The following is a 23006-nucleotide window of genomic DNA, read 5'->3' on the forward strand; positions in this document are numbered from 1 at the left end:
TGCGCATCCCATAAAATTTAATACCTGCCTTATCCATAGACTTGCGAAAATTCGACCAAACCCCCATCAAATGCCTATGTGCATCCTCAGGAATAGGTCTATCAGCAGCGATAAATTTAGGGTTTAACACGCCATTAGAAACGGCATGAAAACGAGACGGTGACGTTACCGTGGTAAAAACAGCAACATGCCCCAATTCCTGTGCTATCTGCTCAAATCCTTTCAACCTGACAAACATTTCAGCCCGACGGATTTCGGGATTAGAAATTGATTTACGGGAAAGTTCAGACAAGGAAAACGCATTTGATTGATCATCATCATCAACGGCAATAGTATTTTCCAAAACTTCTAAATTATCAGACTGACGTTGGCGATGGCGAACAAGGGCATAATCACTGCAATAAGCCTGCTTACCCTTGTGAACAACACCTAAGTCACGCGCCACATTTTCAACAATACGAAGAAATCGACGTCGTAATTGACGACCTAACCAATGTTCATCACATGCACGATTAACTAAAGAAAAAAGCTCACCAGAGGCGCGTTTTTGTTTAATCAACAATTCATCAAATGAAAGCCCCAAGTAAGCAAGAAACTGTTGAGCAGCCTCAAAGGACGCCTCACTGTCTGTGATAGTAGATAAACGACGACGTAAATCTTGAGACTTAACACGGGCTAATTCCTTAACCTCGGATTCAGTCATTGTCACATTAAAATTCAATGATTTAAGACGTTGAGAAGCAGACTCAACAGCACGAACCCCGTCTAAATAGGATTGTTTGGAACAAATGGTAATAAACGAATTAAGCATTGTCGGAGCAAAATCACCGTGACGACGCACAATATCAAAAACAGGTTTGCGCCAATTAGTTTGGCTGACCTCACGTTCGGCACTGTTACGAACAGGGAAATTAAAGGCGGCTAAACGATTATAAATCCCCGAAACAAAATCAGAATGAGAGTCGGAAACCTCAAAGACTGGCGGTAATGGCTCAGGTGAAAAATCATCAGAGGAATAAACAGTTTTAGAGTGACACGAAGGACAGGCACAAAGTTTGTCAGATTCAAATTCATGACCACATGACAAACAAATTTGATAAGTAAGCTCAACACGAGAAAACGACTCTAAAGCCTCGCCAATCATGCACGAACTCAAAGCGCTAGGAACTGGCCGCAAAGCCGCTTTCCTTGTCATATTGGTATAAAGAGAACCCTTCTCAAAGCTAAACATAAGCTACCTTAGCGATAATCCGTTACATGTTACAAATTACATTAATGAGCAAAATACACTTGTGATATGTTACATGTCAATAGTTACTTGTGATATGTAACCAAAAAACTAAGATAAACACTGGACAAACAGCAGATGAAAAAAATGGCTAAATTAATATCAACATTCAGAGTAAGAGAAGCTCACGCAGAACTACTTAGAGATAAAGCAGTAGAACTCACCATTGGGACAAAAGAAGTAGTGAAAGAAGCAGATATCATCCACTGGATACTGGAGAGGGAAATTGGGAAAGTGGAATTAAATGAATGGATTAAAAGCAATCAAAGTCCAAAAAAATAAGAGTGTTTAAATCAGCAACCAAATAAGCCAATGAATAGATTCAGTTAAGAAACAATACTTTAAGTTGGTTTTGTCTGCGACCGTTTGAGAGCAATAGCGCTATAAGAATTGTGCAAGCTAAGAGAAAAAAGCTTGTCTACAGGGCGGGGAATAAAGCGGGAAAAAGCACCCGCTTCACTTGTTTTAGTATCGCTCCGCTTCTATCAAACCTACGGTTTAATAATCCCTTAATATACCCGAGCATCAATAGAATGGTTTAACCATCAATTGATAGCAAAGCGTGAGTTTATTTGCAAAAAATGCTATCATTTACTTGATTTAATCTGCCAATTTGCTATCATTAACACATGGAAAGAACATTAACTGATAGCAAAAAGGCGGGTATATGAAACAATCAGAATTGAACTACAAAGAGAATGGTTTGTGGTGTGTTTGGGTTGAATTTGAAGGAATAGAGTTTTACTGGGAACGTTTCTCCAGAGAGGTATCCGTTAAGGGGCATAGTTACGATTGTAAGCTATGGATTGACGGAAAATTAGATAAAGAACCCGATGCAAAGGGTGCAAGAAAAACAATAGTAAAATGGTTATCAGAAAATTTAGGAATTTAAAAAATGGCTATCACAGTTAGATTAACAGAAGAACAAGAAGAACAACTTGGTGAGCTTATGAAGCTAACGGGCAAAGCAACCAAATCAGGAGCTGTAGAGTATATGATTGAGAACGGTAAAGATCTAATTGAAAACAACAAGCGTTTTTGTGAGATTAAGAAACTAGAAAAAGAAATGGTATTAATCAAAGAAACGATAGCAGAACTAATAACCGGTAAATGATTTTTGATAGCAAATTAACAGCATCGATACAAAATAATGATAGCAACAGGCGTCATCCTGGCTTTTGTTTTGATAGCAATATAGGTATGCCAGGATGTGTTTTTGATAGACGCGCACAATATGCATTATGTTACGGACTCGAAAGAACTCGAGTGATTCTCGTACCTCGCCCACCCCCTTCATCCCTTCTCGCGGTTAGGTGCTAACGCACTATACCAAACCGTGAATCCTCAACATAACGCTAGGTTACATTGTGCGCAGCTTTCTGTGGAAGGAATAAAACAGTTGGGAGATCAATGCTGCTGCCTTATAACACACTCAGGATGCTATTGTTCTTTAGTTGATATGAGTACTTGAGTTATGCATATGTCTATATTCCTTTTAAATGGTCGATTGGTTTGTTAAATGCACTTTCATGTCGTTCAACTTGGCTGGTATGCAAATACTGCGATGTGGTGTTAATGCTTTCATGTCCGGCATCTGCTTGCACATGGGATAATGGTCTGCGGTTAATATTGATATCGTGTGTGATGCCGGTGTGCCGAATATTATGCGCTGTGAGTTTACGCATTTGTGCACCGTCCTGTGTAAAGCCATCAGTTTCGATACGGTCGGCTGCCAAATTGATAATGCTTTGAATTTCATCACGGACATGACGAATACCTAAATTGGCGTTGAGTATGCCAACATCTCGACCACGCCCAGCGGCTTTGTGGCGTACAAATAAAGGATGGTTTTCATTGGGCCCAGGATAATCAGTTAGTCCAAGAAACTGTCGATATTTAACTAAAGCTTCAAGTAACGCCTTTGAAATGGCCACGTTACGCTTTTTACCTCCTTTACTCAGCGGAATATGAAAGCTCCAAATACCAGTTTGCTGATTATGCTTAAATTGATTCATTACTGGTGAATAACCCGCGCGTGCAGATACATCTGAAATCCGTAAATAGCAACTGTAAATCAATGATATAAGAAACAAACTTCGTTGATGTAATTCAGGAAGTTCCTCAGCCAGTGCTGTTACGGTTGCCATGACGTACGACCACTGTAATTCGGTAAATGCGAGGCTATTTTCATCTTCATGACTTTGCCGTTGATACTGTCGACTAGCAGAAAACCGACTGTGATTAAGCCAGATTTGAGCCGGATTACGCTCACAGTATTCTTCACTTGTCAGATATGAATAAAACGAAGACAAAATGGCCATTTTAGTTTTTAACGCATTATCACTCAGTGCATAAGGTTGCGCTTGACCTAGATATTTTTTTCCAACAAATGGTCGCCATTGCGGGTTCGGAACCCGCTCGTCATACATTTTATCCAATTTGAATTGTGGCACATTAAAATAACCAATCAGTGCTATGGGCGGCGTTTGGCAGTAATCAACATAGCGGCTCATATCTTTACGGGTTACGTCTATTGGCGACATTGAAACAACATCAAAACACCAATGCAGAAATGTCGTTAACTCGCTGCGATAGGCTTTGTAGTTGTTTTCATTGTGCTTTTGCTCAAATAACCAATCACTGGCATGCTCAATAACTAAGCCCGCATCCACCACCTTTTCCATGCTGATTTGGGTGATATATTGGTTAACGATGCTATTGCCAACTTGTATGAATTCAAATGAGTCAAATAATGGAATAACTGGAGGAAGTTGCATATTGCATCTGAATTATAAGGATTTCTTGTATGATAATACTTAAACGCAAATGCCGATAATGTTATTTATCGGCATCAAGAGATATCGGGATTTTAGCACACGCAGAAAATGTACATTGTTGGCAAGTCACTCTTTTTTGGCAGCAAATTAAGCATAACTGCCAAACTTGTTGTTTAGAATGGCTATCTAAGCATGTAAAATCAGCGGCACATAGATGTCCATCATGGATCAGTTTTGCCAGTTTATGCGCCGATATTGATAGATTAATTCGGTCTGCCATCGCCCTTCTCCCACTCATTATCTAACTTTTATTAGAATACACAAATGAGAATTATTATCAACAATAGATTGAGTGCTTCTGTAGCCTCTTTTTAATTAAAAATAATGCAGATTTTCAATGTTTAACTCCATCGGCTTAAAATAGAATAAACTGACAGCCTATTGAATTAGATACTCTATTCCCCTACCTCCACGTTTAACACCACGATGAAAATGACTTATATTGCAGGTGTTATTGCCAGTAAGCTTTGCAGCAGAGCACCTAACACTCACCCATTATCATCTGCTAGAAAATCAACTATTACAGTATGATCTTGGCCATTGAGGCTAAAACTGACAAAGCCGCGCCAAACCATATAACCACTGCTACATGATCCATAAACAAAGTTCCCTATATAAGTCGTGTCATCAGATTGCTGCATTTTGACTGGGATTATTCCCATAAACATGTCTCGCCCTTCTAAGCGAAGGTTAACGTTCGTTATGGGCAACGTCGAAGATAACGTCAATGTTAATGGTTTTTCACTCGGTGCGCTGACGGGAGACAGATTAAATTTAAGCTGAGTATCGCCCACTTTTTTAATACAGTCCCCTGCAGAAAACTGACAAAGTGACGCATCACGACTACTTTTTAAAGGGCTTTGTTTGGCCTCTTTGTTACAAGCAGTAAGACTGAAGGTAAGTAAAAAAAGCAATAAATTGAGTCGCAAAGACATTAGCACAAAGAGTCACCTTGATTAATCAGGATGAACGCATTCTATGGCGTAGAGTGATCTAGATCAACTTTACACGCCCCTCAGCAGGTATCTTTTTTGACATAGCTCAAGTATCATTGCAAAACCTCGTATTTGAGCAAAATATGCAAGGTAACGCATTGACATGGCTCAGCAACCCCAATAGGGGAAACTGATTTTTATGTCGTTTTATAACAGGTAAAGCTTGTCTTTACTCAAAGTATCAGTAATAAGCAGTGGAAGCATGATGATGAACCATTCCCAGCCAACAGGCGCTGATTACAATTACACCATTGTCCGCCAATTTGCCTTAACCACAGTTTTGTGGGGTATCGTTGGTATGTCAGTCGGTGTATTAATTGCGGCTCAGTTAATCTGGCCTCAGCTGAACTTTGATACACCTTGGTTAACGTATAGTCGCTTGCGACCTTTACATACAACTGCGGTGATCTTCGCGTTCGGTACATCAGCCCTTTTTGCAACATCCTATTATGTCGTACAACGTACCTGTCAAACCCGACTATTTGCGCCTAAATTAGCTGCATTTACGTTTTGGGGCTGGCAAGCAATTATTATCTCGGCAATTATCACCTTACCTTTAGGCTACACATCGAGTAAGGAATACGCAGAACTAGAGTGGCCTATCGATATCGCAATTGCTATCGTCTGGATATCTTATGCTACGGTATTCTTTGGCACGATTGTTAAGCGCACCACCTCACATATTTATGTGGCAAACTGGTTCTTCGGTGGGTTTATCCTTACCGTAGCAGTACTTCATATTGTTAACTCAATGGCAGTACCTGTTAGCTTGTTTAAGTCATACTCTATATACAGTGGCGCTGTCGATGCCATGGTGCAGTGGTGGTATGGTCACAATGCTGTTGGTTTCTTATTAACCGCAGGCTTCTTAGGGATGATGTATTACTTCGTACCTAAGCAAGCGGGTCGTCCGGTTTATTCTTATCGTCTATCAATTGTTCACTTTTGGGCACTGATTGCACTGTATATCTGGGCAGGTCCACACCATTTACATTACACCGCATTACCTGACTGGACTCAGTCTTTAGGTATGGTGATGTCATTAATCCTATTCGCACCTTCTTGGGGCGGTATGATTAACGGTATCATGACCTTATCTGGTGCTTGGCATAAACTGCGTACCGATCCTATTTTACGTTTCTTAGTTGTCTCTTTGTCTTTCTATGGTATGTCTACCTTCGAAGGCCCAATGATGGCAATTAAAACCGTTAACGCACTATCACATTATACAGATTGGACTATTGGTCACGTTCACTCAGGCGCGCTAGGCTGGGTTGCAATGGTGTCTATTGGTTCTTTGTACCATCTGATCCCTGTGCTATTTGGCCACGGTCGTATGTACAGCGTCAAGTTAATCAATGTTCATTTCTGGTTAGCAACAATTGGTACTGTGCTTTACATCGTATCTATGTGGATTTCAGGTGTTATGCAAGGCTTAATGTGGCGCGCAGTGAATGCTGACGGCACTTTGACTTATAGCTTTGTTGAAAGCCTAGAAGCTTCTTATCCTTTCTACTTTGTGCGTTTCCTCGGTGGTTGTTTATTCCTTACCGGTATGCTGATCATGGCATATAACGTGATTCGTACAGTGAAAGCCTCTAAAGATTCATTGCCAGCATTGGCTGAACCCACAGCGGCTTAAAGGAGCAAACTCGATGAAATTTAATCATGAGATAGTCGAAAAAAACATCGGTTTGCTGGCGATTTTTACTGTTATCGCTATCAGCTTCGGTAGCCTTGTGGAAATCACACCGTTGATTTTCCAAAAGGACACCACTGAGCCAGTTGAAGGATTAATCCCCTATACTGCCCTGCAAATTGAAGGTCGCGATCTATATGTGCGCGAGGGCTGCAGTAATTGCCATAGCCAAATGATCCGTCCTTTACGGGCTGAAACTGAACGTTATGGTCATTATTCTGTCGCTGGTGAGTCTGTTTGGGACCATCCATTCCTATGGGGTTCTAAGCGTACAGGTCCAGATTTGGCACGTGTTGGCGGTCGTTACAGCGATAAATGGCATGAAGTTCACTTAATGGATCCTCGTGCTGTAGTGCCTCAATCGAACATGCCTGGGTTCCCATGGTTAGCCGAAAACAAGTTAGACGGCGAACTGACGGGCGCTAAGATGACTATTCTACGTAACATGCATAAAGGCGGTTACAAGGGTAATGATCTTTATACCGATGAAGAAGTAGCTGGCGCACAGAAAGCTGTTGCAGGTAAGACAGAACTGGAAGCCTTGATTGCATATCTTCAGTCTTTGGGTCACGCACTCAAATAAGGAGGCAATATATGGATTACGGCACATTACAAGGCATCTTAACCATTATTGTGATGCTGACCTTCATCGGTGTATTTGCTTGGGCATATAGCTCGCGTCGTCAAAAATCATTTGAAGAAGCAGCTAACCTTGTATTTTCTGATGAGGAAATTAGCAAGGAATCGAAGGACTCAGGAGAGAATAAGTGATGAGTAGCTTCTGGAGTGTTTGGATTAGCGTACTGTCGTTAGTTGTGATCGCGGGTTGTTTTCTATTACTACGTGCGTGTTCTAAGAACACCACTGGCGTAAAAGAAGGCGAGTCGATGGGACACAGTTTCGACGGTATTGAAGAACTCAATAACCCACTGCCAAAATGGTGGAGTTATATGTTCTACATCACTATCGTGTTTGGTTTGATTTATCTCGCTTTATTTCCTGGTTTAGGTAACTACAAAGGCCTATTAGGCTGGACGAGTTCTAACCAAAGTATTGGTACTGAGCAAGGCATTAAAGCCGATTCTGCTGCAGCAATTGAACTTGCAGCAAAAGAAGGCCGTTATGTTCAGTATGACCAAGAAGTAAAACACGCTGATGAAAAATATGGCCCAATCTTCGCGGCTTACTTGGCAACTCCACTAGAAGAATTAGTGAAAAACCCAGAAGCATTGAAAGTGGGCGGCCGTTTGTTCCTGCAAAACTGTGCTCAGTGCCATGGCTCTGATGCACGTGGTAGCAAAGGCTTCCCTAATCTCACTGATAGTGACTGGTTATATGGTGGTGAATTAGCCACGATTAAAACCACGATTATGAGTGGTCGTCATGGCATGATGCCGCCTAAAGGTGGTTTGCCGATTGATGATAGCGAGATTGCAGGTTTAGCTGAATACGTTGTTAAGCTGTCTGGCCGTGAGCATGACGAGACTCTTGCCGCTCAAGGTCAAGGCTCATTCATGAAAGGTTGTTTTGCGTGTCATGGTATGGACGCTAAAGGCAATAAGTTCATGGGTGCTCCTAATTTAACTGACGATGTTTGGTTATATGGCGGTAGCCGCGGCGTGATCGAAGAAACCATTAAGCATGGTCGTGCTGGTGTGATGCCGGCATGGAAAGACGTTCTCGGCGAAGAGAAAGTTCACGTGATCACCGCTTATGTTTATAGCTTGTCAAACAAGTAATTACATATAAGTAACGCTAAGGCCTCGAAACTTCGAGGCCTTTTTTTTAAAGTGCTATAACCGATGTTTAACGGTAAAATAGTACAAATTTCTATAATGGGTAACTGACATGAACGAACAACAAGCCTGGTATAAGCAGTTCTGGCCTTGGTTCTTAATTTTCCTACCTTTGTGTGCCGTTATTGCAAGCCTGACAACCTTTAAAATAGCCCTTGATAATTCAGACTCTCTGGTTGCCGAAGATTATTATAAACAAGGCAAAGCCATCAACATGGATTTAAGCAAAGTGAAATATGCCAAACAAATAGGCATGAATTTTTCACTCGAACAAAACGGTAATGATCTGTTACTGACCCAACACGGTGGTCCTGCGTATCAGGCGGCTTTAAAAGTCGAGTTCTACCATCCCACGCTTGCCGACAGAGACATCAAACTCACTGCAACGGCCGATGCCAGTAATGTGTACCGTATTACTGTACCAGCAACACTGACGGGCCCCTGGGAAGTACGTCTTGAAAGTTATGATGGTAAGTGGCGCATTCACCAGCGCGTTCAATTAAAAGATCATGTCCAACTGTGGCTAAACTGATTGTGGTTGAATAAATATTGTTATGACACACCCAAGTTGTTTTCACTGCCAAGAGCCCGTGCTTACGGGCCAGCAGTTTGTGACTCGCATTAACGAACGTGATGAACTCATGTGTTGCCCTGGCTGTCAGGCGGTTTCTCAAGCCATCGTCGATGCGGGCTTACTTAGCTACTACAAGTTTCGTACCGAGCCTGGTAGCAAGCAAAATGCCCTTGTCCCCGAAACTTTAACTCAGTTTAGCGCCTATGACTTACCTGAAGTACAGCAAGACTTTGTCCATTCAGAGGATAATATCGAGTCCGTGTCGCTCTCCATCGACGGCATCACTTGCGCCGCCTGCGCTTGGTTGATTGAGCATAAAGTCAAACAGCTTAATGGCATAGTGCAAGTGCTCGTCAACTCGACCACCCAAAGGGCGATGATTAGTTGGGATAAACGCACGCTAAAACTCAGTGATATTCTCGGACAAATTAGCCGTATTGGTTACCAAGCTGCGCCTTATCAAGTTGATGAACAAGAGATCAACAATAAGCTTAATAGCCGTAAGTTTTTACTGCGTTTAGGGCTCGCTGGCTTTGCGACTATGCAAGTGATGATGTTCGCCCTCGCCCTTTATACTGGCTATTTCACTGATTTAGACGTGCAATATCGAGATTACTTTCGCTGGGTGAGTATGATTTTCGCGACCCCCGTGGTGCTTTATTCTGCGCAACCCTTCTATTTTAGTGCCATTCGTACCCTGTTCAGCGGCAAGCTTAATATGGATGTTTCGGTCTCCATTGCCATAGGTGGTGCCTACATTGCCAGCTGCTTTGCCACGATTAATGGCACGGGTGAAGTGTATTTTGAATCAGTTTCTATGTTCACTTTTTTCCTATTGCTCGGGCGTTACTTCGAGCAAAAAGCCAGACAAAAAGCCTCGGTCAGTTCCAGTAACTTACATAAATTAGTACCACTCACCGCGCACTTAGTCACCGAGAATGGTCAAGACGAAATCCCAGCTAAAAAATTACGCTTAAATGATGTCATTTTAGTGAAACCAGGGGAAATCGTTGCCGCTGATGGCGTGGTGATTGAAGGCCATACGAGCATCAACGAAGCTATGCTCACTGGCGAGCAAATGCCGATTGAAAAACAGCGCGATAGTCAGGTATACGCAGGCACAATCAACGTTGACCAACCGATTAAGGTTAAAATTACCGCATTGGGGCAGGATCAACTCGTCGCGGAGATTATTCGTTTACAGGAACTGGCATCCAATACTAAACCTGCAATTGCCTTATTAGCCGACAAACTATCCCGCTATTTCTCAGGCACTATTCTTACCATTGCAGCTATAACGTATCTGGTTTGGCATCAAATTGCGCCAGAAGATGCTTTTTGGGTGACATTATCGGTATTGGTTGCCACTTGCCCTTGCGCCTTAGCCCTAGCAACACCGACTGCAGTCACCTGCGCGACCGCCCTTTTTACCCGCCTTGGGATCATTACCCGTAAAGCGGGGGTATTTGAAAAACTGCCATTGATCAAACATGTTGTCTTTGATAAAACGGGTACCCTCACCTGTGGTACGCTCTCGATTGGGCAAATACACTGCATGGCTGATATCACTCAAACTCAAGCATTGGCGATTTGCGCCGCACTTGAGGCTGGCTCTCGTCATCCTATTGCGGCGGCATTTGCTGAGTTTGCCGATAACGCGATGGTTGCTGAACATATTCACCATGAAGTGGGTTTTGGCGTGCGAGGCAGTATCGATGGGACTGAATACTTAATAGGAAACGCCATATATACTGGTGCCAATGTAGATAGTCTCGACCCAATACAAAGAATTTGGTTAGCCCGTTTATGTAATGAGCAACTTGAAGTGCTAGCAAGCTTTGAAATTAAAGACAATATTCGCCAAGACAGTAAAACCACAGTTGAGATATTAAAGCAGCAAGGTTGCCATATCAGTATTGCCAGCGGTGATAATTCTGGCCACGTACATCAGTTAGCAAAAGAACTGGGTATTGAAGATGTGCATAGCGGCTTAACGCCTGCGGGTAAACTTGCCCTAGTGACCCAATTACAACAACACACTCGTGTGGCCATGTTTGGCGATGGTATCAATGATGCCCCAGTGCTGGCGGGGGCTGACTTATCCGTCGCGATGGGTAGTGGCAGTGCTATCGCTAAAAACAGTGCCGATCTGATTTTACTGGGCGATCATCTATCCCGTTTCACCCAAGCCGTCGCTATAGCAAAATTGACCACGCGAATTATTAAACAGAATCTGGCTTGGGCACTGGGTTACAATGCCCTGATTTTACCCTTAGCCGTAACTGGCCACGTGGTGCCTTATATCGCTGCAATTGGTATGTCGACGAGTTCTTTGATTGTGGTCGCTAATAGCCTGAGGTTGTTGCGCGTCAAAGTGTAATTATCATAAAACGCTTAACCAAAAGAGTAAAAAGTCATTATGGAAATTATTTATGTACTTATCCCCATTGCCATGATCTTTGTTGCTATCGCTATTATGGTGTTTTTTTGGGCGGTAAAATCCGAACAATTTGACGATCTTGACCGCCAAAGTGTTTCTATATTGTTTGACGAAAATGCGGAAAAACCCGGTCATACACCTGTAGCGCCGTTGTCTGCACAACTGGATGACCCAACACAGCAAGCAATAAAGGATCAGCAAAAAGGCATGCCACTTTGATTGAGTACAATATTCCTGGCGCCTTTTTAGTCGGCCTAATGGGCGCAGCGCATTGTTTTGGCATGTGTGGCGGTTTAGTTGGCGCGTTCTCAGCCCAAATACCGCATCCTAAATCAGGTAATTTGTTGGCGCATCAACTCAACTACCTACTGAGTTATAATCTCGGCCGTATTTTAAGCTACACCTTGGCAGGCGCTTTCGTTGGCGCATCATCGGCAGCACTGGGGCATTTATTCGAGCTCGATATCTACCTTATTATACTGCGCATAATTGCGGGGCTGATGATGATAGCCACTGGTCTATATATCGCCAAAATTTGGGTCGGTATTGTGCAAATTGAACGGGTTGGACAGTGGCTATGGCGATATTTAAAACCCATAGCCCAACGTCTTGTCCCCATTCAAAATCGTCGCCAAGCTGTTATGGCTGGGTTTATTTGGGGCTGGCTTCCCTGCGGTTTAGTTTATAGCACCTTAACTTGGTCAGTGGCTTCTGGCTCAGCCAGTCAAGGCGCCTTAATTATGTTGGCCTTCGGTTTAGGCACATTACCAGCTCTATTAAGCGCGGGCGTGGCAGCAAAACGGCTCGCTACATGGGTACAACAGAAAACCGTTAGATTATTGAGCGGCTTGTTGTTAATAGCCTTTGGCGGACAAACTTTATATATTGCTCTCGCACAGCTGAACTAGCCCAAGTGAGTGAATTGGTTTAACATGGTTGCAGTGTAAAAACTTGAGAATCAACATGACAATCGATCAAAATAAAAATCGTCGTCCCGCCGCTAGCGGATGCACAATTCATTGTCACGATTGCAGTATGGGTAGCCTATGCATTCCCTTTACCCTTAATGCGAGTGAGCTAGATCAGCTCGATGATATTATTGAGCGTAAAAAGCCAATCCAAAAAGGTGAACAAATTTTTAAATCAGGCGATATACTAAAATCGCTGTTTGCTATCCGCTCTGGCACCATCAAAAGTTATACCATTACCGAACAAGGCGATGAACAAATTACCGGTTTCCACCTTGCTGGTGATGTAATTGGTTTTGACGGGATCCACGCCCAACAACATCAGAGCTTTGCACAAGCACTTGAAACATCAATGGTTTGTGAAATCCCTTACAATATCCTCGACGAGCTGTCAGGTGCTATGCCTAAATTACGCCAGCAAATCATGCGCCTAATGAGTAATGAAATCATGAGCGATCAAGAAATGATTTTGTTGTTGAGTAAAAAAAATGCCGAAGAACGCCTAGCGGCATTTATCAGTAACCTCGCCAATCGCTTTGGTAGCCGTGGCTTTTCCCATAAAGAATTCCGGCTGACGATGACCCGCGGTGACATTGGCAACTACCTTGGTTTAACCGTTGAGACTATCAGCCGTTTGCTTGGTCGCTTCCAAAAAGCGGGTTTAATCGAAGTTAATGGTAAATATATAACGATTCTTGATACGTTGGAACTCAATCAATTAGCGGGAAATTCGAGAATTGCAACATAGTTGATGAATGGGAATTGATGGTTCAATGAATCAGGTTATGGCGCTATGAACTAGACAAAAATAAAGTAAGTCGCGATATTAAAGTGAGTTTAGGTTGCATTTGATCTAAAACAATACGGTTAATTGCCAAAGGCTTATGATGATACTGAGCCTATGATGAAAGGAACATACCATGAAGGATTATCAAAAAATACTGGTTGTGGTTGACCCTACCACTGAAGAGCAAGTTGCTCTTGCAAGAGCGGTCACCTTAGCCAGTAAAAGTAACGCTCAAGTCACTGTGTTTCTTTCTATTTTCGATTTCTCCTACGAAATGACATCAATTTTGTCAAATCAAGAGCGTGAATCGATGCGCCAAGGTGTCATAGATCAACGCCTAGCTTGGATCAACGATTTACTAAGCGCCTACACCCATCTGCAACTCAATATTGACACCCAAGTAATTTGGCACAATCGCCCATTCGAAAGTATTATTAATCATGCCATTACAGGTAAATACGATTTGATAGTCAAAGGCACCCATGCCCACGATAAACTCAAAGCGGTGATATTTACCCCAACCGATTGGCACTTAATGCGTAAAGCCCCTGTCCCAGTCTTAATGGTAAAAGCCCACGACTGGCAAGCCGCAGGGAAAATCCTCTGTGCTGTTAATGTGGCAGCTGAAGATAGCGACCATCAAATGCTTAACGGCAAAATCATCGAACATGCTAAAGATTTAGCGCTTAAATTCTCGGCAGAAGTGTATTTAGTCAATGGTTATCCTGGCACTCCAGTTAACTTAGCTATTGAATTACCTGATTTTGATGCTCAATCTTATAATGAAACTATTCGTATGCAACATGAGCAGCGCGTAAGCTACCTTGCCAATGCCTATGGTATTGACCCCAGCCATTGCCATGTTAAAGAAGGTTTACCTGAGGATGTGATCCCTGAGCTTGCCGAACAACTTGATGCTGAATTAGTGATTTTAGGCACAGTCGGGCGTACTGGATTTTCAGCCGCGCTGATTGGTAACACCGCTGAGCATGTTATCGACAGTATCAACTGTGATTTACTTGCCATTAAACCCGACGGCTATAAATCGCCATTAGATGTAACCTAAGCGATACACGGCTCTTTACCACTGGCAAGATAGCTGGAATAATACGCGCCCTGAAACTACGTTACTGGGCGTTTTTTATGTCTGAAATTATGTCTGAAGCTATGTCTGAAATTACGGCACATCCGATGTCTGAAGAATCATCAAAAAAAAATACCTCTCGCCTTATTAAATTACAAAAACGCTTACGCCGTGAAGTCGGTAGTGCTATCGCCGATTACAATATGATTGAAGATGGCGATAAGATCATGTGCTGCCTCAGTGGCGGTAAAGACAGCTATGCGATGCTCGATATTTTGATGAATTTACAGCAACGTGCGCCAATTCAGTTTGAAATTATCGCGGTCAACTTAGATCAGAAACAACCTGGTTTCCCCGAGCATGTGTTACCCGCTTATTTAGATAAACTCAACGTGCCTTACCACATACTCGAAAAAGATACCTACTCGATAGTAAAAGACAAAATTCCAGAAGGTAAAACCACCTGTTCACTGTGCTCCCGCCTGCGCCGCGGTACGCTTTATAGTTTTGCCCAGCGCATCGGTGCAACTAAAATCGCCCTAGGTCACCACAGGGACGATATTATTGAGACCTTGTTCTTGAATATGTTTTTTGGTGGCAAGATGAAAGCGATGCCAGCTAAATTACTGTCTGATGATGGGGCTAATGTAGTGATCCGTCCTATGGCTTATTGCCGAGAGAAAGATCTTGAAGAATATGCCAACTTAAAAGAGTTCCCGATCATCCCATGTAACTTATGTGGTTCACAGACAAACTTAAAGCGTGTAGCAGTCAAAGATATGCTTAACCAATGGGATAGACAGTATCCTGGTCGTATTGAAACCATTTTTACGGCCATGCAAAATACAGCCCCCTCACAAGGTGTTGATCGTGAGCAATTTGATTTTGTCTCGCTAAAACGCGATCCAGATGCCCCTCAACGTGCTGATATTGCCGCTGAGGCTAATTTACCCGCTTTTGACTTTCTTGATATTGTTGACAATGGGCATATAAATGTAGATACCGTAAAACGTATCGATATTGTGCAAACCTATAAGGCCTAACGAATCTCCAAATAAGTCATCGCTATGAGCAAGCTTACAAATCAATAAATTAAAAAGTCCACTATGAGTGTAATGCTGTTCATTTAAGTGTGAACGGCATTTTTATTTGGTCTAATTGGATACTTGTTTTTGCCCATTTTAAGCACTCTTGGATAAGCTCTTTCCCATTTACCATCCAACTTAAATTGCCGGCCATTTCTTTCTGGCTTGAGGCGTGGTGCTTAGCCTTACCAGCTGGCCATACTTACCCAGCGTTCGAACCACTCCATATTAAGTACTTTTCTTCAGTGGCAACAACCAGTGGCTATCAGGTTGCACTTGTTGCCAAGCGCGCAGAGGGCCGAGCGAGTAAAACCCTCGGTCAGAGAGAGCTAGACTGTGATTGGAAATGCTAGGAATGAGCCCAAGCGCCAAGTTCATTTCATTTTCGACAACCGAATCAAAGGCGCTGTTGACCAACAAATGGCTGCTTAATTCCATTAAACAAACCATGCTGATTTGCGGATAAGCCGCGTCACCTGAAGCGTTTGCGATTCGCGCATAGGCGGCTCGATTCTGGACACTATCGGGTGTCCGCCACACAACACCGTCGACACCATACAAGTTAAGACTGCGCCAATGAGGGTGTTCTGCTCTGGCGTGCCAGGTATGTGAGAGTTGCATAAAAAAATCCGATGACAAGAGGTCATCGGATTTTGATCTTTTCAGCGAGCTCGGCAAGCAATCTATCTTAACTGTTCGGCATTACTCACTTGAGGACTTTTTTATTCACATCAGTTTTAGCGATGACGTCTAACTTTGAAAGAATATTTATTGAATCCAAGGGCTCAACACTGATGGTGACACACTAAAACGTAATGATGTGATGTTGTCTAGCTCACTCGCCGCTAATTTAAAGCTACCTGTAATCTCTTGTTCACGGTTATCAATATAAACTACCACTGGTTGATCGGGTGAAAATTCAAAGTTTAATCCTGCTATTGGATCCCTAAAATAACGCATTGGAAAACCTTGCATGGTACCCAGTAGTGCATCCATTTCAGTATTGATTTGCTGTAAACGATGACGGTCGTATTGCGTTAACGTCTGTTTAGCTCTAACTTGCATTGCGATAGCACACCCTGCTGCGCTACCAGCAAAGTTAAGATTCACTAAGGTTCGCTCATTCTTCAAATCATCATCCAATGGAATAAATAACCTTTGAGCATCAGTATAGGTCAATGGCGTTGAAGTTTTTTCATTGGAAATAGTCCCATTTTCAATCAAACAGTTTTGTTGTTTAGGGACGCTAAAAGCAACTTCAACAAGTTGGTAGTTACCTTTATTAACTTGCTTCAATCTATCATAAAAAGCTTTATATTCAAGGGATATAGTCTCAGCATGGGTACTCGCTGCCAATAAACAAAAACAACCTAACCACCATTTTTTATACATCGACATTCACCAAATACTTTTCATTATGACGTAACATATCTAGAAGCTCATCAATATAAGCATCTTGCCTTTCTGAATAATTCACTAAACCGTAAATCAATTGTTCAGCCTTCAGCTCTAGCTCCTGTGAGCGTAAATCGGCACGAATTGAGCGGAATAAAGCATAGGCGGTGTTAGAATTAAGGTTACGCATATAGGAGGCCACTGATTCATCCACTGAAACAAAAACCTTAACTTCATGCGACTTACCTGAGCCTCGCGAGGATGGCACTATGCCGCAGCCTGACGAAAAACACCATTCACCAAAAAAATTAAATCCTTCTTTTGCAAAACGAGAACTGCCCCAACCGGACTCGTTTGCCGCTTGGATTAACACCATAGATTCGGGTACGATATCAACACGTTTTAATAAACTATTTAAAGATTTAGTATCTGTATTTCGTGCTGCATATTGATACTTATCAAATAACTCATTAAGTAATCCACGTTGAGTTTCAGATAAACTCTTGCCGTTATCGATTAAGTCGAGTACCTCATTGATAAAGTCACGTTCCATCGAAATAATCGCATTTTGCTGTTGCACAATGGGACGTAAAAAATCAAAAAAGGCTTTCTTTTTTTCAACAATATCGTTGACCGTTGAAAAGTCAGGAACTTGAGTAACAGGATCGACCGCGTTAACTAATCGAGTCGCAACAGAAGGTGCATCATTAATCGTTGGAATAATCCACACTCTTAATGAAAAAATAGCGACGATGACCATGGCTAATGCCAATGTAAACGAACCAATTCTACCTATTTTCAATAGTTCACCTTTGGTTTTACGCCTTCTCAGGCAAAATAAAGTGCGGATTATAAGCTATTTGTTAGATTTAACGAAATTTGCCTCAAATCACATCAATAAATTCGGGTACAATACCCACCGTAAATCACATCTGTCAGTTGAACGACCCGCGCTCGCCACTTTTCAGTGTAATCTTTGATTGAGCTTTTATTCTAAGGTTCCGCAATTGCCATTATGTATGACAATATTTGATCATCTATCATCGCGCTTAACACAGACTTTAAGGATGAAAATGATTTTCTCGGGTATTCAGGAAGGATAAACCCAGATGCAGTATTTGATGTTAAATCAATTTAAACATGTCGTCGCTATCGGCGGAGGCCATGGTTTAGGTCGCGTATTATCTTCACTCGATTTTTTAGGCAATCGCCTCACTGGTATTGTTGCTACCACAGATAATGGCGGTTCTACAGGCAGGCTTCGAGCTGAACAAGATTGTATTGCATGGGGCGACCTACGTAATTGTTTGTCCCATCTCGCTTATCGCCCATCAGTCGGCTCACAGCTTTTTGAATACCGTTTTCAGGGGCAAACCGAGCTCAGTGGTCATAATCTGGGAAATTTAATGCTACTGGCATTAGATCAACTCTGCGTGCGCCCGCTTGAGGCGGTGAATCTTATTCGTAACTTGCTCAAGATAGAGACTCAGCTGATTCCTATGTCTGAGCAACCTACTCATTTAGTTGCCCTTCGAGCCTCGGGTAGTAAAGTGTTTGGTGAGACAAATGTCGACAGCATGGATGAGGCGCCTATAGCGTTGTGCCTTGAGCCCCAAGTTGATGCGACCTTTGAGGCCTGTGAGGCTGTACGTAATGCCGAGTTAATTATTTTAGGCCCAGGAAGCTTTTTAACCAGCATCATGCCTCCACTATTGCTACCTAAGTTCGCCAAAAGCTTAGCCGCAACAAAGGCGCAAGTTATTTTTATTGATAACCTCACCGAAGAAACCTCTCCAGCGGGTCAATTTAGCATTGAACAACGCATTGCTTGGTGCCATCAAGTGATCGGCAAGCCGGTGATCAGTAAAGTACTATGCCATGGTGAAAAAATACGTTTAGGTTCGTTGATTAACTTCTTTCCGCTAAAAAATCGACATAATCCTAATTTGCATGATCAGACTAATCTATTGGATGCATTAAGTGCCCTGCTGCGGATAAAACAGGAGTTCACGCAACAACCTCTCGCCTGTTAGCGTTTAGAGTGAATTATTAACTAAAAACAATAAAGGACAGCCAATGCTGTCCTTTAGTTTTATCTTATAATCCGTTAAGTATTTATAATACTTGCGCTATAGCTTTACAGATCGCAGGCATATTGGTCTTCGTCATCCCAGCTACGCTGATACGGCCAGAACCCACAATGTAAACACCAAACTCATCTTTCAGACGCGCAACTTGGGCTTTGTTTAAACCCGAAAAACTAAACATACCATTTTGGCGAGAAATAAAACTAAAGTCCTGTGTCACGCCTTCTGCTTTCAAGCTATTAACAAATAGCGTACGCATTTCAGCTATACGCTCACGCATTTCTGTCACTTCCTGCACCCACATTGCTTTAAGTGCGGCATCACCAAGTATGGTGCTGACGATCAGCGCGCCATGGGCTGGAGGATTAGAATAGTTAGCGCGTATGGTGCGTTTAACTTGGCTAAAGGCACGCGCTGCGGCATCGGCATTTTCGGCGACCACAGTCACCGCACCGATGCGCTCATTATACAAACCAAAGTTTTTAGAAAAAGAATTAGCAATCAATAATTCAGGCACCTTAGCAGCCACTAAGCGTAAACCTGCTGCATCTTCTTCAATTCCTGCACCAAAGCCTTGATAAGCAAAATCAAACAGTGGTACCAGTTTCTTATCGGCACACAGTTGGGCTACGAGTTCCCATTGCGCTAAGGTCAAGTCGATACCCGTTGGGTTATGGCAGCAACCATGTAATAGCACGATATCGCCTACATTCGCGCTAGACAGATCTGTCATCATGGTATCGAAATCAATATCATGGGCATCGGCTTGATAATAGCCGTACTCTTTTACCGCTAAGCCTGCCGTTTCAAAAATATTTTGGTGGTTCGCCCAGGTTGGATTACTAACCCAAATAGTGTGTGAATCTGTATTACGCAGTAAAAATTCGGCAGCAATGCGTAGTGCACCAGTACCACCAGGAGCTTGTGCAGTGGCTGCGCGGCCAGAAGATATAAACTCACTGCCTTCACCAAATAACAGCGATTGCACTGCGTGGTTATAGGCTTGCACGCCTTCAATGCCTAAGTAATTTTTAGTCTTCTCTTGCTCAAGTAATATAGCTTCTGCTTTTTTCACTGATGCAAGTACAGGAGTCTGACCGGCCTCATTCTTATAAATACCCACACCAAGGTTTACTTTATTCTGGCGAGGATCAGCTTTAAATGTATCGGTTAAACCAAGAATTGGATCGGCGGGTGCAAGTACAACTTCAGAGAAAATCATGACTACTTATCCTAAATGTTCACGTGTAGGGAAAATTTCGAGTTATTTATACCACTGTCTTATCAGGTGTAATAGACCCAAAAGCCGCTTACTATTGAAATGCATATTTTATCAAAGATTAATCAATATAATTTGATTATTATTGATTAATTGTAAACAAAAAGCCTATTTTTTTAAAAAAATGCATTTACAGTATCTAGACTACACTTTTATTTTTCGGTTTGTTATTAGGATAAAAGAAACTAGACATCAGCACTGCCACAAAACTACAAATAGTGCTGAGGAAATATTGGATAAATACGCTAAAAAAATCTAAAACAAAAAAGCCCTGACTAATGTCAGGGCTTATTTGTTTTGGTACCCGAGGCCAGACTTGAACTGGCACGCTTATTCAGCGAGGGATTTTAAATCCCTTGTGTCTACCGATTCCACCACTCGGGCAAACTCTTTACATTAACAACGGGAATCATGTCATTAACGCTTTATTTTGGAGGCGCGACCCGGAGTCGAACCGAGATCGGCGGATTTGCAATCCGCAGCATAGCCATTCTGCCATCGCGCCAAAATCACCAAATTCATTAAAATTTGGAGCGACATATCGGGTTCGAACCGATGACCTATACCTTGGCAAGGTATCGCTCTACCAACTGAGCTAATGTCGCAGAATCTGTATTAATGATTTGGTAAATCACTAAGTTTTAATTTGGAGCGACATATCGGGTTCGAACCGATGACCTATACCTTGGCAAGGTATCGCTCTACCAACTGAGCTAATGTCGCCTATTACTGCGCTACATCAGTGGAACCTATGCTAGGCACGCTTTCCCTTGACTGCGGATTGGCATTCTACCGATTTGGACCCCAGAGTCAATCAACAATTTTTAAAAAATGATCTAAGCCGCATCGTTTGTCCAATAAACCGCCACAACGTCACTAAACTGATGATTCATTAATCCATTTAAGGATTCATTTTAGAGATTTTTTACCGATACCCATGCCAATACTGCTTATGATAAAACTCGACAGATAAGCAGTGGTTCATGGAATGATTACTGCAAGAACAATAAAATGCGAAATAGAGAAAAACAAAAGCGCCCATTTTACTGGACGCTTATTTGACAAGCAGCTAAAGCTCTTAATGTTTCAAAAGGCTTACGCAGGTAATGACAGTGTCGTTAAACCCAGCATAGTTTGCATTACGCCCACCACTTGGCAGCTGTAGCCAAACTCGTTGTCGTACCATACATAAAGAATGGCACGCTTACCTTCTGCGATGGTCGCTTGCGAATCAACCACACCCGCGTAGCGAGAACCAACTAAATCACTCGACACAATCTCGGTTGAGTCGGTGTAATCAATTTGATTTTGTAGTGGTGATTGCAACGCCGTATCTTTCAGGTACTCGTTAAGCTCGTCTTTACTGGTCTCTGCATTTAAATTCATGCTGATGATGGCCATAGAGACGTTCGGTGTGGGTACACGAATCGCATTACCGGTTAACTTTCCTGCTAACACAGGTAGTGCTTTAGCAACGGCTTTCGCAGCGCCGGTTTCCGTGATCACCATGTTTAATGGAGCACTACGACCACGACGGTCGGCAGTATGATAGTTATCAATCAAGTTTTGATCGTTGGTATAAGAGTGAATTGTCTCAACGTGACCATTCTCAATACCATACTTATCGTTAACGGCTTTTAGCACCGGCGTAATCGCGTTAGTAGTACAACTTGCAGCAGAAACGATAATATCTTCTGCGGTAATATCGCCTTCGTTAACACCGTAAACAATATTTTTGATTGCGCCTTTTGCAGGAGCTGTCAGTAATACTTTGCTGGCACCAGGGCTTTTAAGATGTAAACCCAAACCTGCTTCATCTTTCCAAATACCTGTATTATCAACGATTAATGCATCACTGATATCATATTTAGTGTAATCCACTTCATCCGGTGAATTTGCATAGATCACTTGAATATACGTACCATTAGCGATGATAGCATTGTTATCTTCGTCAACTTCTACAGAGCCATTGAAGGGACCATGGACAGAGTCTCGACGTAGTAAACTGGCACGCTTCTCTAAATCGCCCTTTTTACCGCCACGTAACACGATAGCGCGTAATCTTAGCTTGTTGCTGCGACCTGTGCGCTCAATTAGCAAGCGCGCTAATAAACGCCCAATACGGCCAAAGCCATAAAGCACGACATCACGCGGCGCAACATCATCCGCATGGTCAATGGCATCGGCCAATTCTTTTGCCATATAACTTTCAATTTCACTAACATCGGTATGATCGCGCCAGTAATTTACAGCTAGCTTACCGATATCGACTTTACATTGTTTAACCGCAAGCTTGCTCAGCGCTTGAACAAAAGGAAAACTCTCACGTAAACGTAATTTTTCACCAACATGGCGACGGACTAAACGGTGCGCTTTAATGATTTCAATCGTAGAAGCATTGAGTAAAGGTTTACCATAAACCACGACTTCAACGCCCTGATTACGGTATAACTTGCCTAACAAAGGTTGCATTGCCTCTGCCATTTCAAAACGTTCTTGCCAACTTTGTAGGTGTTTATCAGCGCTCATTTACAGATCCTTTATCTCACTTTTCAATAAAATGTACTGAAAGGTTTGAGTAACATGACGAAAAGACCAATAATCTAATGCGGGTTTTAGGGAAAACCCTGTTTTGGTCGGCGCCATTGTAATGAAAGTCGCGCGTTGTTTCCAGCAAGATGTTTTCTGTAAA

The 23006-nt window shown here is 42.5% G+C and carries 23 protein-coding genes, 4 tRNA genes and 1 pseudogene; 15 read left to right on the forward strand and 13 right to left on the reverse strand.

The annotated features are described in order from the left end of the window. Window positions 1–1231, reverse strand: a 1231-nt coding sequence (locus BW947_RS16175; protein ID WP_208606978.1) for a replication endonuclease, incomplete at its 3' end; no start/stop codon positions are given. Window positions 1232–1366: 135 nt separating this feature from the next. On the opposite strand from BW947_RS16175, the gene BW947_RS16180 reads away from it, so the two are divergent. From BW947_RS16180 to BW947_RS16190, 3 genes are all read left to right on the forward strand, one after another. After that, window positions 1367–1570, forward strand: coding sequence for a hypothetical protein (locus tag BW947_RS16180; protein WP_076501459.1), 204 nt, complete (start codon window positions 1367–1369; stop codon window positions 1568–1570). A gap of 385 nt (window positions 1571–1955) precedes the next feature. Further along, window positions 1956–2180: a hypothetical protein gene (locus tag BW947_RS16185; RefSeq protein WP_076501462.1), complete on the forward strand. Its 225-nt coding sequence runs from the start codon at window positions 1956–1958 to the stop codon at window positions 2178–2180. A gap of 3 nt (window positions 2181–2183) precedes the next feature. After that, the gene (locus BW947_RS16190; protein ID WP_076501464.1) at window positions 2184–2402 is read left to right on the forward strand and encodes a hypothetical protein; all 219 of its coding nucleotides are present in this window, start codon (window positions 2184–2186) and stop codon (window positions 2400–2402) included. A gap of 370 nt (window positions 2403–2772) precedes the next feature. Here the strand turns inward: BW947_RS16190 and BW947_RS16195 are convergent, their stop codons facing one another. From BW947_RS16195 to BW947_RS16205, 3 genes are all read right to left on the reverse strand, one after another. Continuing rightward, window positions 2773–4065, reverse strand: a complete 1293-nt coding sequence (locus BW947_RS16195) for a tyrosine-type recombinase/integrase (RefSeq protein WP_076501466.1) — start codon at window positions 4063–4065, stop codon at window positions 2773–2775. Between the two features lie 61 nt (window positions 4066–4126). Further along, the gene (locus BW947_RS18935; protein ID WP_076501468.1) at window positions 4127–4345 is read right to left on the reverse strand and encodes a hypothetical protein; all 219 of its coding nucleotides are present in this window, start codon (window positions 4343–4345) and stop codon (window positions 4127–4129) included. Between the two features lie 268 nt (window positions 4346–4613). After that, entirely contained in the window at window positions 4614–5060 is a 447-nt protein-coding gene (locus tag BW947_RS16205; RefSeq protein ID WP_076501471.1) for a hypothetical protein, read from the reverse strand. 265 nt (window positions 5061–5325) lie between these two features. Here BW947_RS16205 and ccoN point away from each other — a divergent pair, with 265 nt between their 5' ends. The 11 genes from ccoN to ttcA all read left to right on the forward strand — a co-directional run bounded on the left by ccoN (window position 5326) and on the right by ttcA (window position 15511). Continuing rightward, window positions 5326–6762 carry a cytochrome-c oxidase, cbb3-type subunit I gene (ccoN, locus tag BW947_RS16210; RefSeq protein ID WP_076501473.1) on the forward strand — a complete coding sequence of 479 codons (1437 nt, stop codon included), beginning with the start codon at window positions 5326–5328 and terminating at the stop codon, window positions 6760–6762. A 13-nt stretch (window positions 6763–6775) separates the two neighbouring features. After that, window positions 6776–7402 (forward strand): cytochrome-c oxidase, cbb3-type subunit II, encoded by a 627-nt coding sequence (ccoO, locus tag BW947_RS16215; RefSeq protein WP_076501475.1) that lies wholly within the window; start codon window positions 6776–6778, stop codon window positions 7400–7402. A gap of 11 nt (window positions 7403–7413) precedes the next feature. Then, the gene (locus tag BW947_RS16220) at window positions 7414–7590 is read left to right on the forward strand and encodes a cbb3-type cytochrome oxidase subunit 3 (protein ID WP_076501478.1); all 177 of its coding nucleotides are present in this window, start codon (window positions 7414–7416) and stop codon (window positions 7588–7590) included. Beyond that, window positions 7590–8558, forward strand: a complete 969-nt coding sequence (gene ccoP, locus BW947_RS16225) for a cytochrome-c oxidase, cbb3-type subunit III (RefSeq protein ID WP_076501480.1) — start codon at window positions 7590–7592, stop codon at window positions 8556–8558. Before BW947_RS16220 ends, ccoP begins: the two co-directional genes overlap by 1 nt. 109 nt (window positions 8559–8667) lie before the next feature. Continuing rightward, the gene (locus BW947_RS16230; RefSeq protein WP_076501481.1) at window positions 8668–9147 is read left to right on the forward strand and encodes a FixH family protein; all 480 of its coding nucleotides are present in this window, start codon (window positions 8668–8670) and stop codon (window positions 9145–9147) included. A gap of 22 nt (window positions 9148–9169) precedes the next feature. Continuing rightward, window positions 9170–11569, forward strand: coding sequence for a heavy metal translocating P-type ATPase (locus tag BW947_RS16235; protein WP_076501483.1), 2400 nt, complete (start codon window positions 9170–9172; stop codon window positions 11567–11569). A gap of 39 nt (window positions 11570–11608) precedes the next feature. Beyond that, the gene (ccoS, locus tag BW947_RS16240; RefSeq protein WP_076501485.1) at window positions 11609–11848 is read left to right on the forward strand and encodes a cbb3-type cytochrome oxidase assembly protein CcoS; all 240 of its coding nucleotides are present in this window, start codon (window positions 11609–11611) and stop codon (window positions 11846–11848) included. Further along, a complete protein-coding gene (locus BW947_RS16245) occupies window positions 11845–12537 on the forward strand; it encodes a sulfite exporter TauE/SafE family protein (protein WP_076501487.1) in 693 nt (230 codons plus the stop codon). Before ccoS ends, BW947_RS16245 begins: the two co-directional genes overlap by 4 nt. Before the next feature lie 55 nt (window positions 12538–12592). After that, on the forward strand, window positions 12593–13345 hold the full coding sequence (gene etrA / locus BW947_RS16250; protein ID WP_076501490.1) for an electron transport transcriptional regulator EtrA: 753 nt from the start codon (window positions 12593–12595) through the stop codon (window positions 13343–13345). A 172-nt stretch (window positions 13346–13517) separates the two neighbouring features. Next, window positions 13518–14450, forward strand: coding sequence for a universal stress protein UspE (gene uspE, locus BW947_RS16255; protein ID WP_076501492.1), 933 nt, complete (start codon window positions 13518–13520; stop codon window positions 14448–14450). Window positions 14451–14539: 89 nt separating this feature from the next. Further along, window positions 14540–15511, forward strand: a complete 972-nt coding sequence (gene ttcA, locus BW947_RS16260; RefSeq protein WP_076501625.1) for a tRNA 2-thiocytidine(32) synthetase TtcA — start codon at window positions 14540–14542, stop codon at window positions 15509–15511. Between the two features lie 183 nt (window positions 15512–15694). On the opposite strand, the pseudogene BW947_RS18475 reads toward ttcA, so the two are convergent. From BW947_RS18475 to BW947_RS16275, 3 genes and pseudogenes are all read right to left on the reverse strand, one after another. Continuing rightward, window positions 15695–16162 (reverse strand): annotated as a pseudogene (locus BW947_RS18475) (transposase); the annotation flags it as partial. 159 nt (window positions 16163–16321) lie between these two features. Further along, entirely contained in the window at window positions 16322–16945 is a 624-nt protein-coding gene (locus BW947_RS16270; RefSeq protein ID WP_076501495.1) for a DUF2987 domain-containing protein, read from the reverse strand. Beyond that, entirely contained in the window at window positions 16938–17750 is an 813-nt protein-coding gene (locus tag BW947_RS16275) for a glucosaminidase domain-containing protein (protein WP_076501497.1), read from the reverse strand. The genes BW947_RS16270 and BW947_RS16275 overlap by 8 nt, the downstream gene beginning before the upstream one ends. Window positions 17751–18057: 307 nt before the next feature. On the opposite strand from BW947_RS16275, the gene BW947_RS16280 reads away from it, so the two are divergent. After that, window positions 18058–18981, forward strand: a complete 924-nt coding sequence (locus BW947_RS16280; RefSeq protein ID WP_076501499.1) for a YvcK family protein — start codon at window positions 18058–18060, stop codon at window positions 18979–18981. A gap of 82 nt (window positions 18982–19063) precedes the next feature. On the opposite strand, the gene BW947_RS16285 is transcribed toward BW947_RS16280, so the two are convergent. The 6 genes from BW947_RS16285 to BW947_RS16310 all read right to left on the reverse strand — a co-directional run bounded on the left by BW947_RS16285 (window position 19064) and on the right by BW947_RS16310 (window position 22843). After that, on the reverse strand, window positions 19064–20257 hold the full coding sequence (locus tag BW947_RS16285) for an amino acid aminotransferase (protein WP_076501501.1): 1194 nt from the start codon (window positions 20255–20257) through the stop codon (window positions 19064–19066). Window positions 20258–20612: 355 nt separating this feature from the next. Then, window positions 20613–20698, reverse strand: a tRNA-Leu gene (locus tag BW947_RS16290). A gap of 47 nt (window positions 20699–20745) precedes the next feature. Next, a tRNA-Cys gene (locus BW947_RS16295) sits at window positions 20746–20819 on the reverse strand. Window positions 20820–20843: 24 nt separating this feature from the next. Then, window positions 20844–20919, reverse strand: a tRNA-Gly gene (locus tag BW947_RS16300). Window positions 20920–20961: 42 nt separating this feature from the next. After that, a tRNA-Gly gene (locus BW947_RS16305) sits at window positions 20962–21037 on the reverse strand. A gap of 372 nt (window positions 21038–21409) precedes the next feature. Continuing rightward, window positions 21410–22843 (reverse strand): glyceraldehyde-3-phosphate dehydrogenase, encoded by a 1434-nt coding sequence (locus tag BW947_RS16310; protein WP_076501503.1) that lies wholly within the window; start codon window positions 22841–22843, stop codon window positions 21410–21412. Window positions 22844–23006 lie beyond the last annotated feature (163 nt).

Source organism: Shewanella morhuae (assembly GCF_900156405.1).
GTDB lineage: Bacteria > Pseudomonadota > Gammaproteobacteria > Enterobacterales > Shewanellaceae > Shewanella > Shewanella morhuae.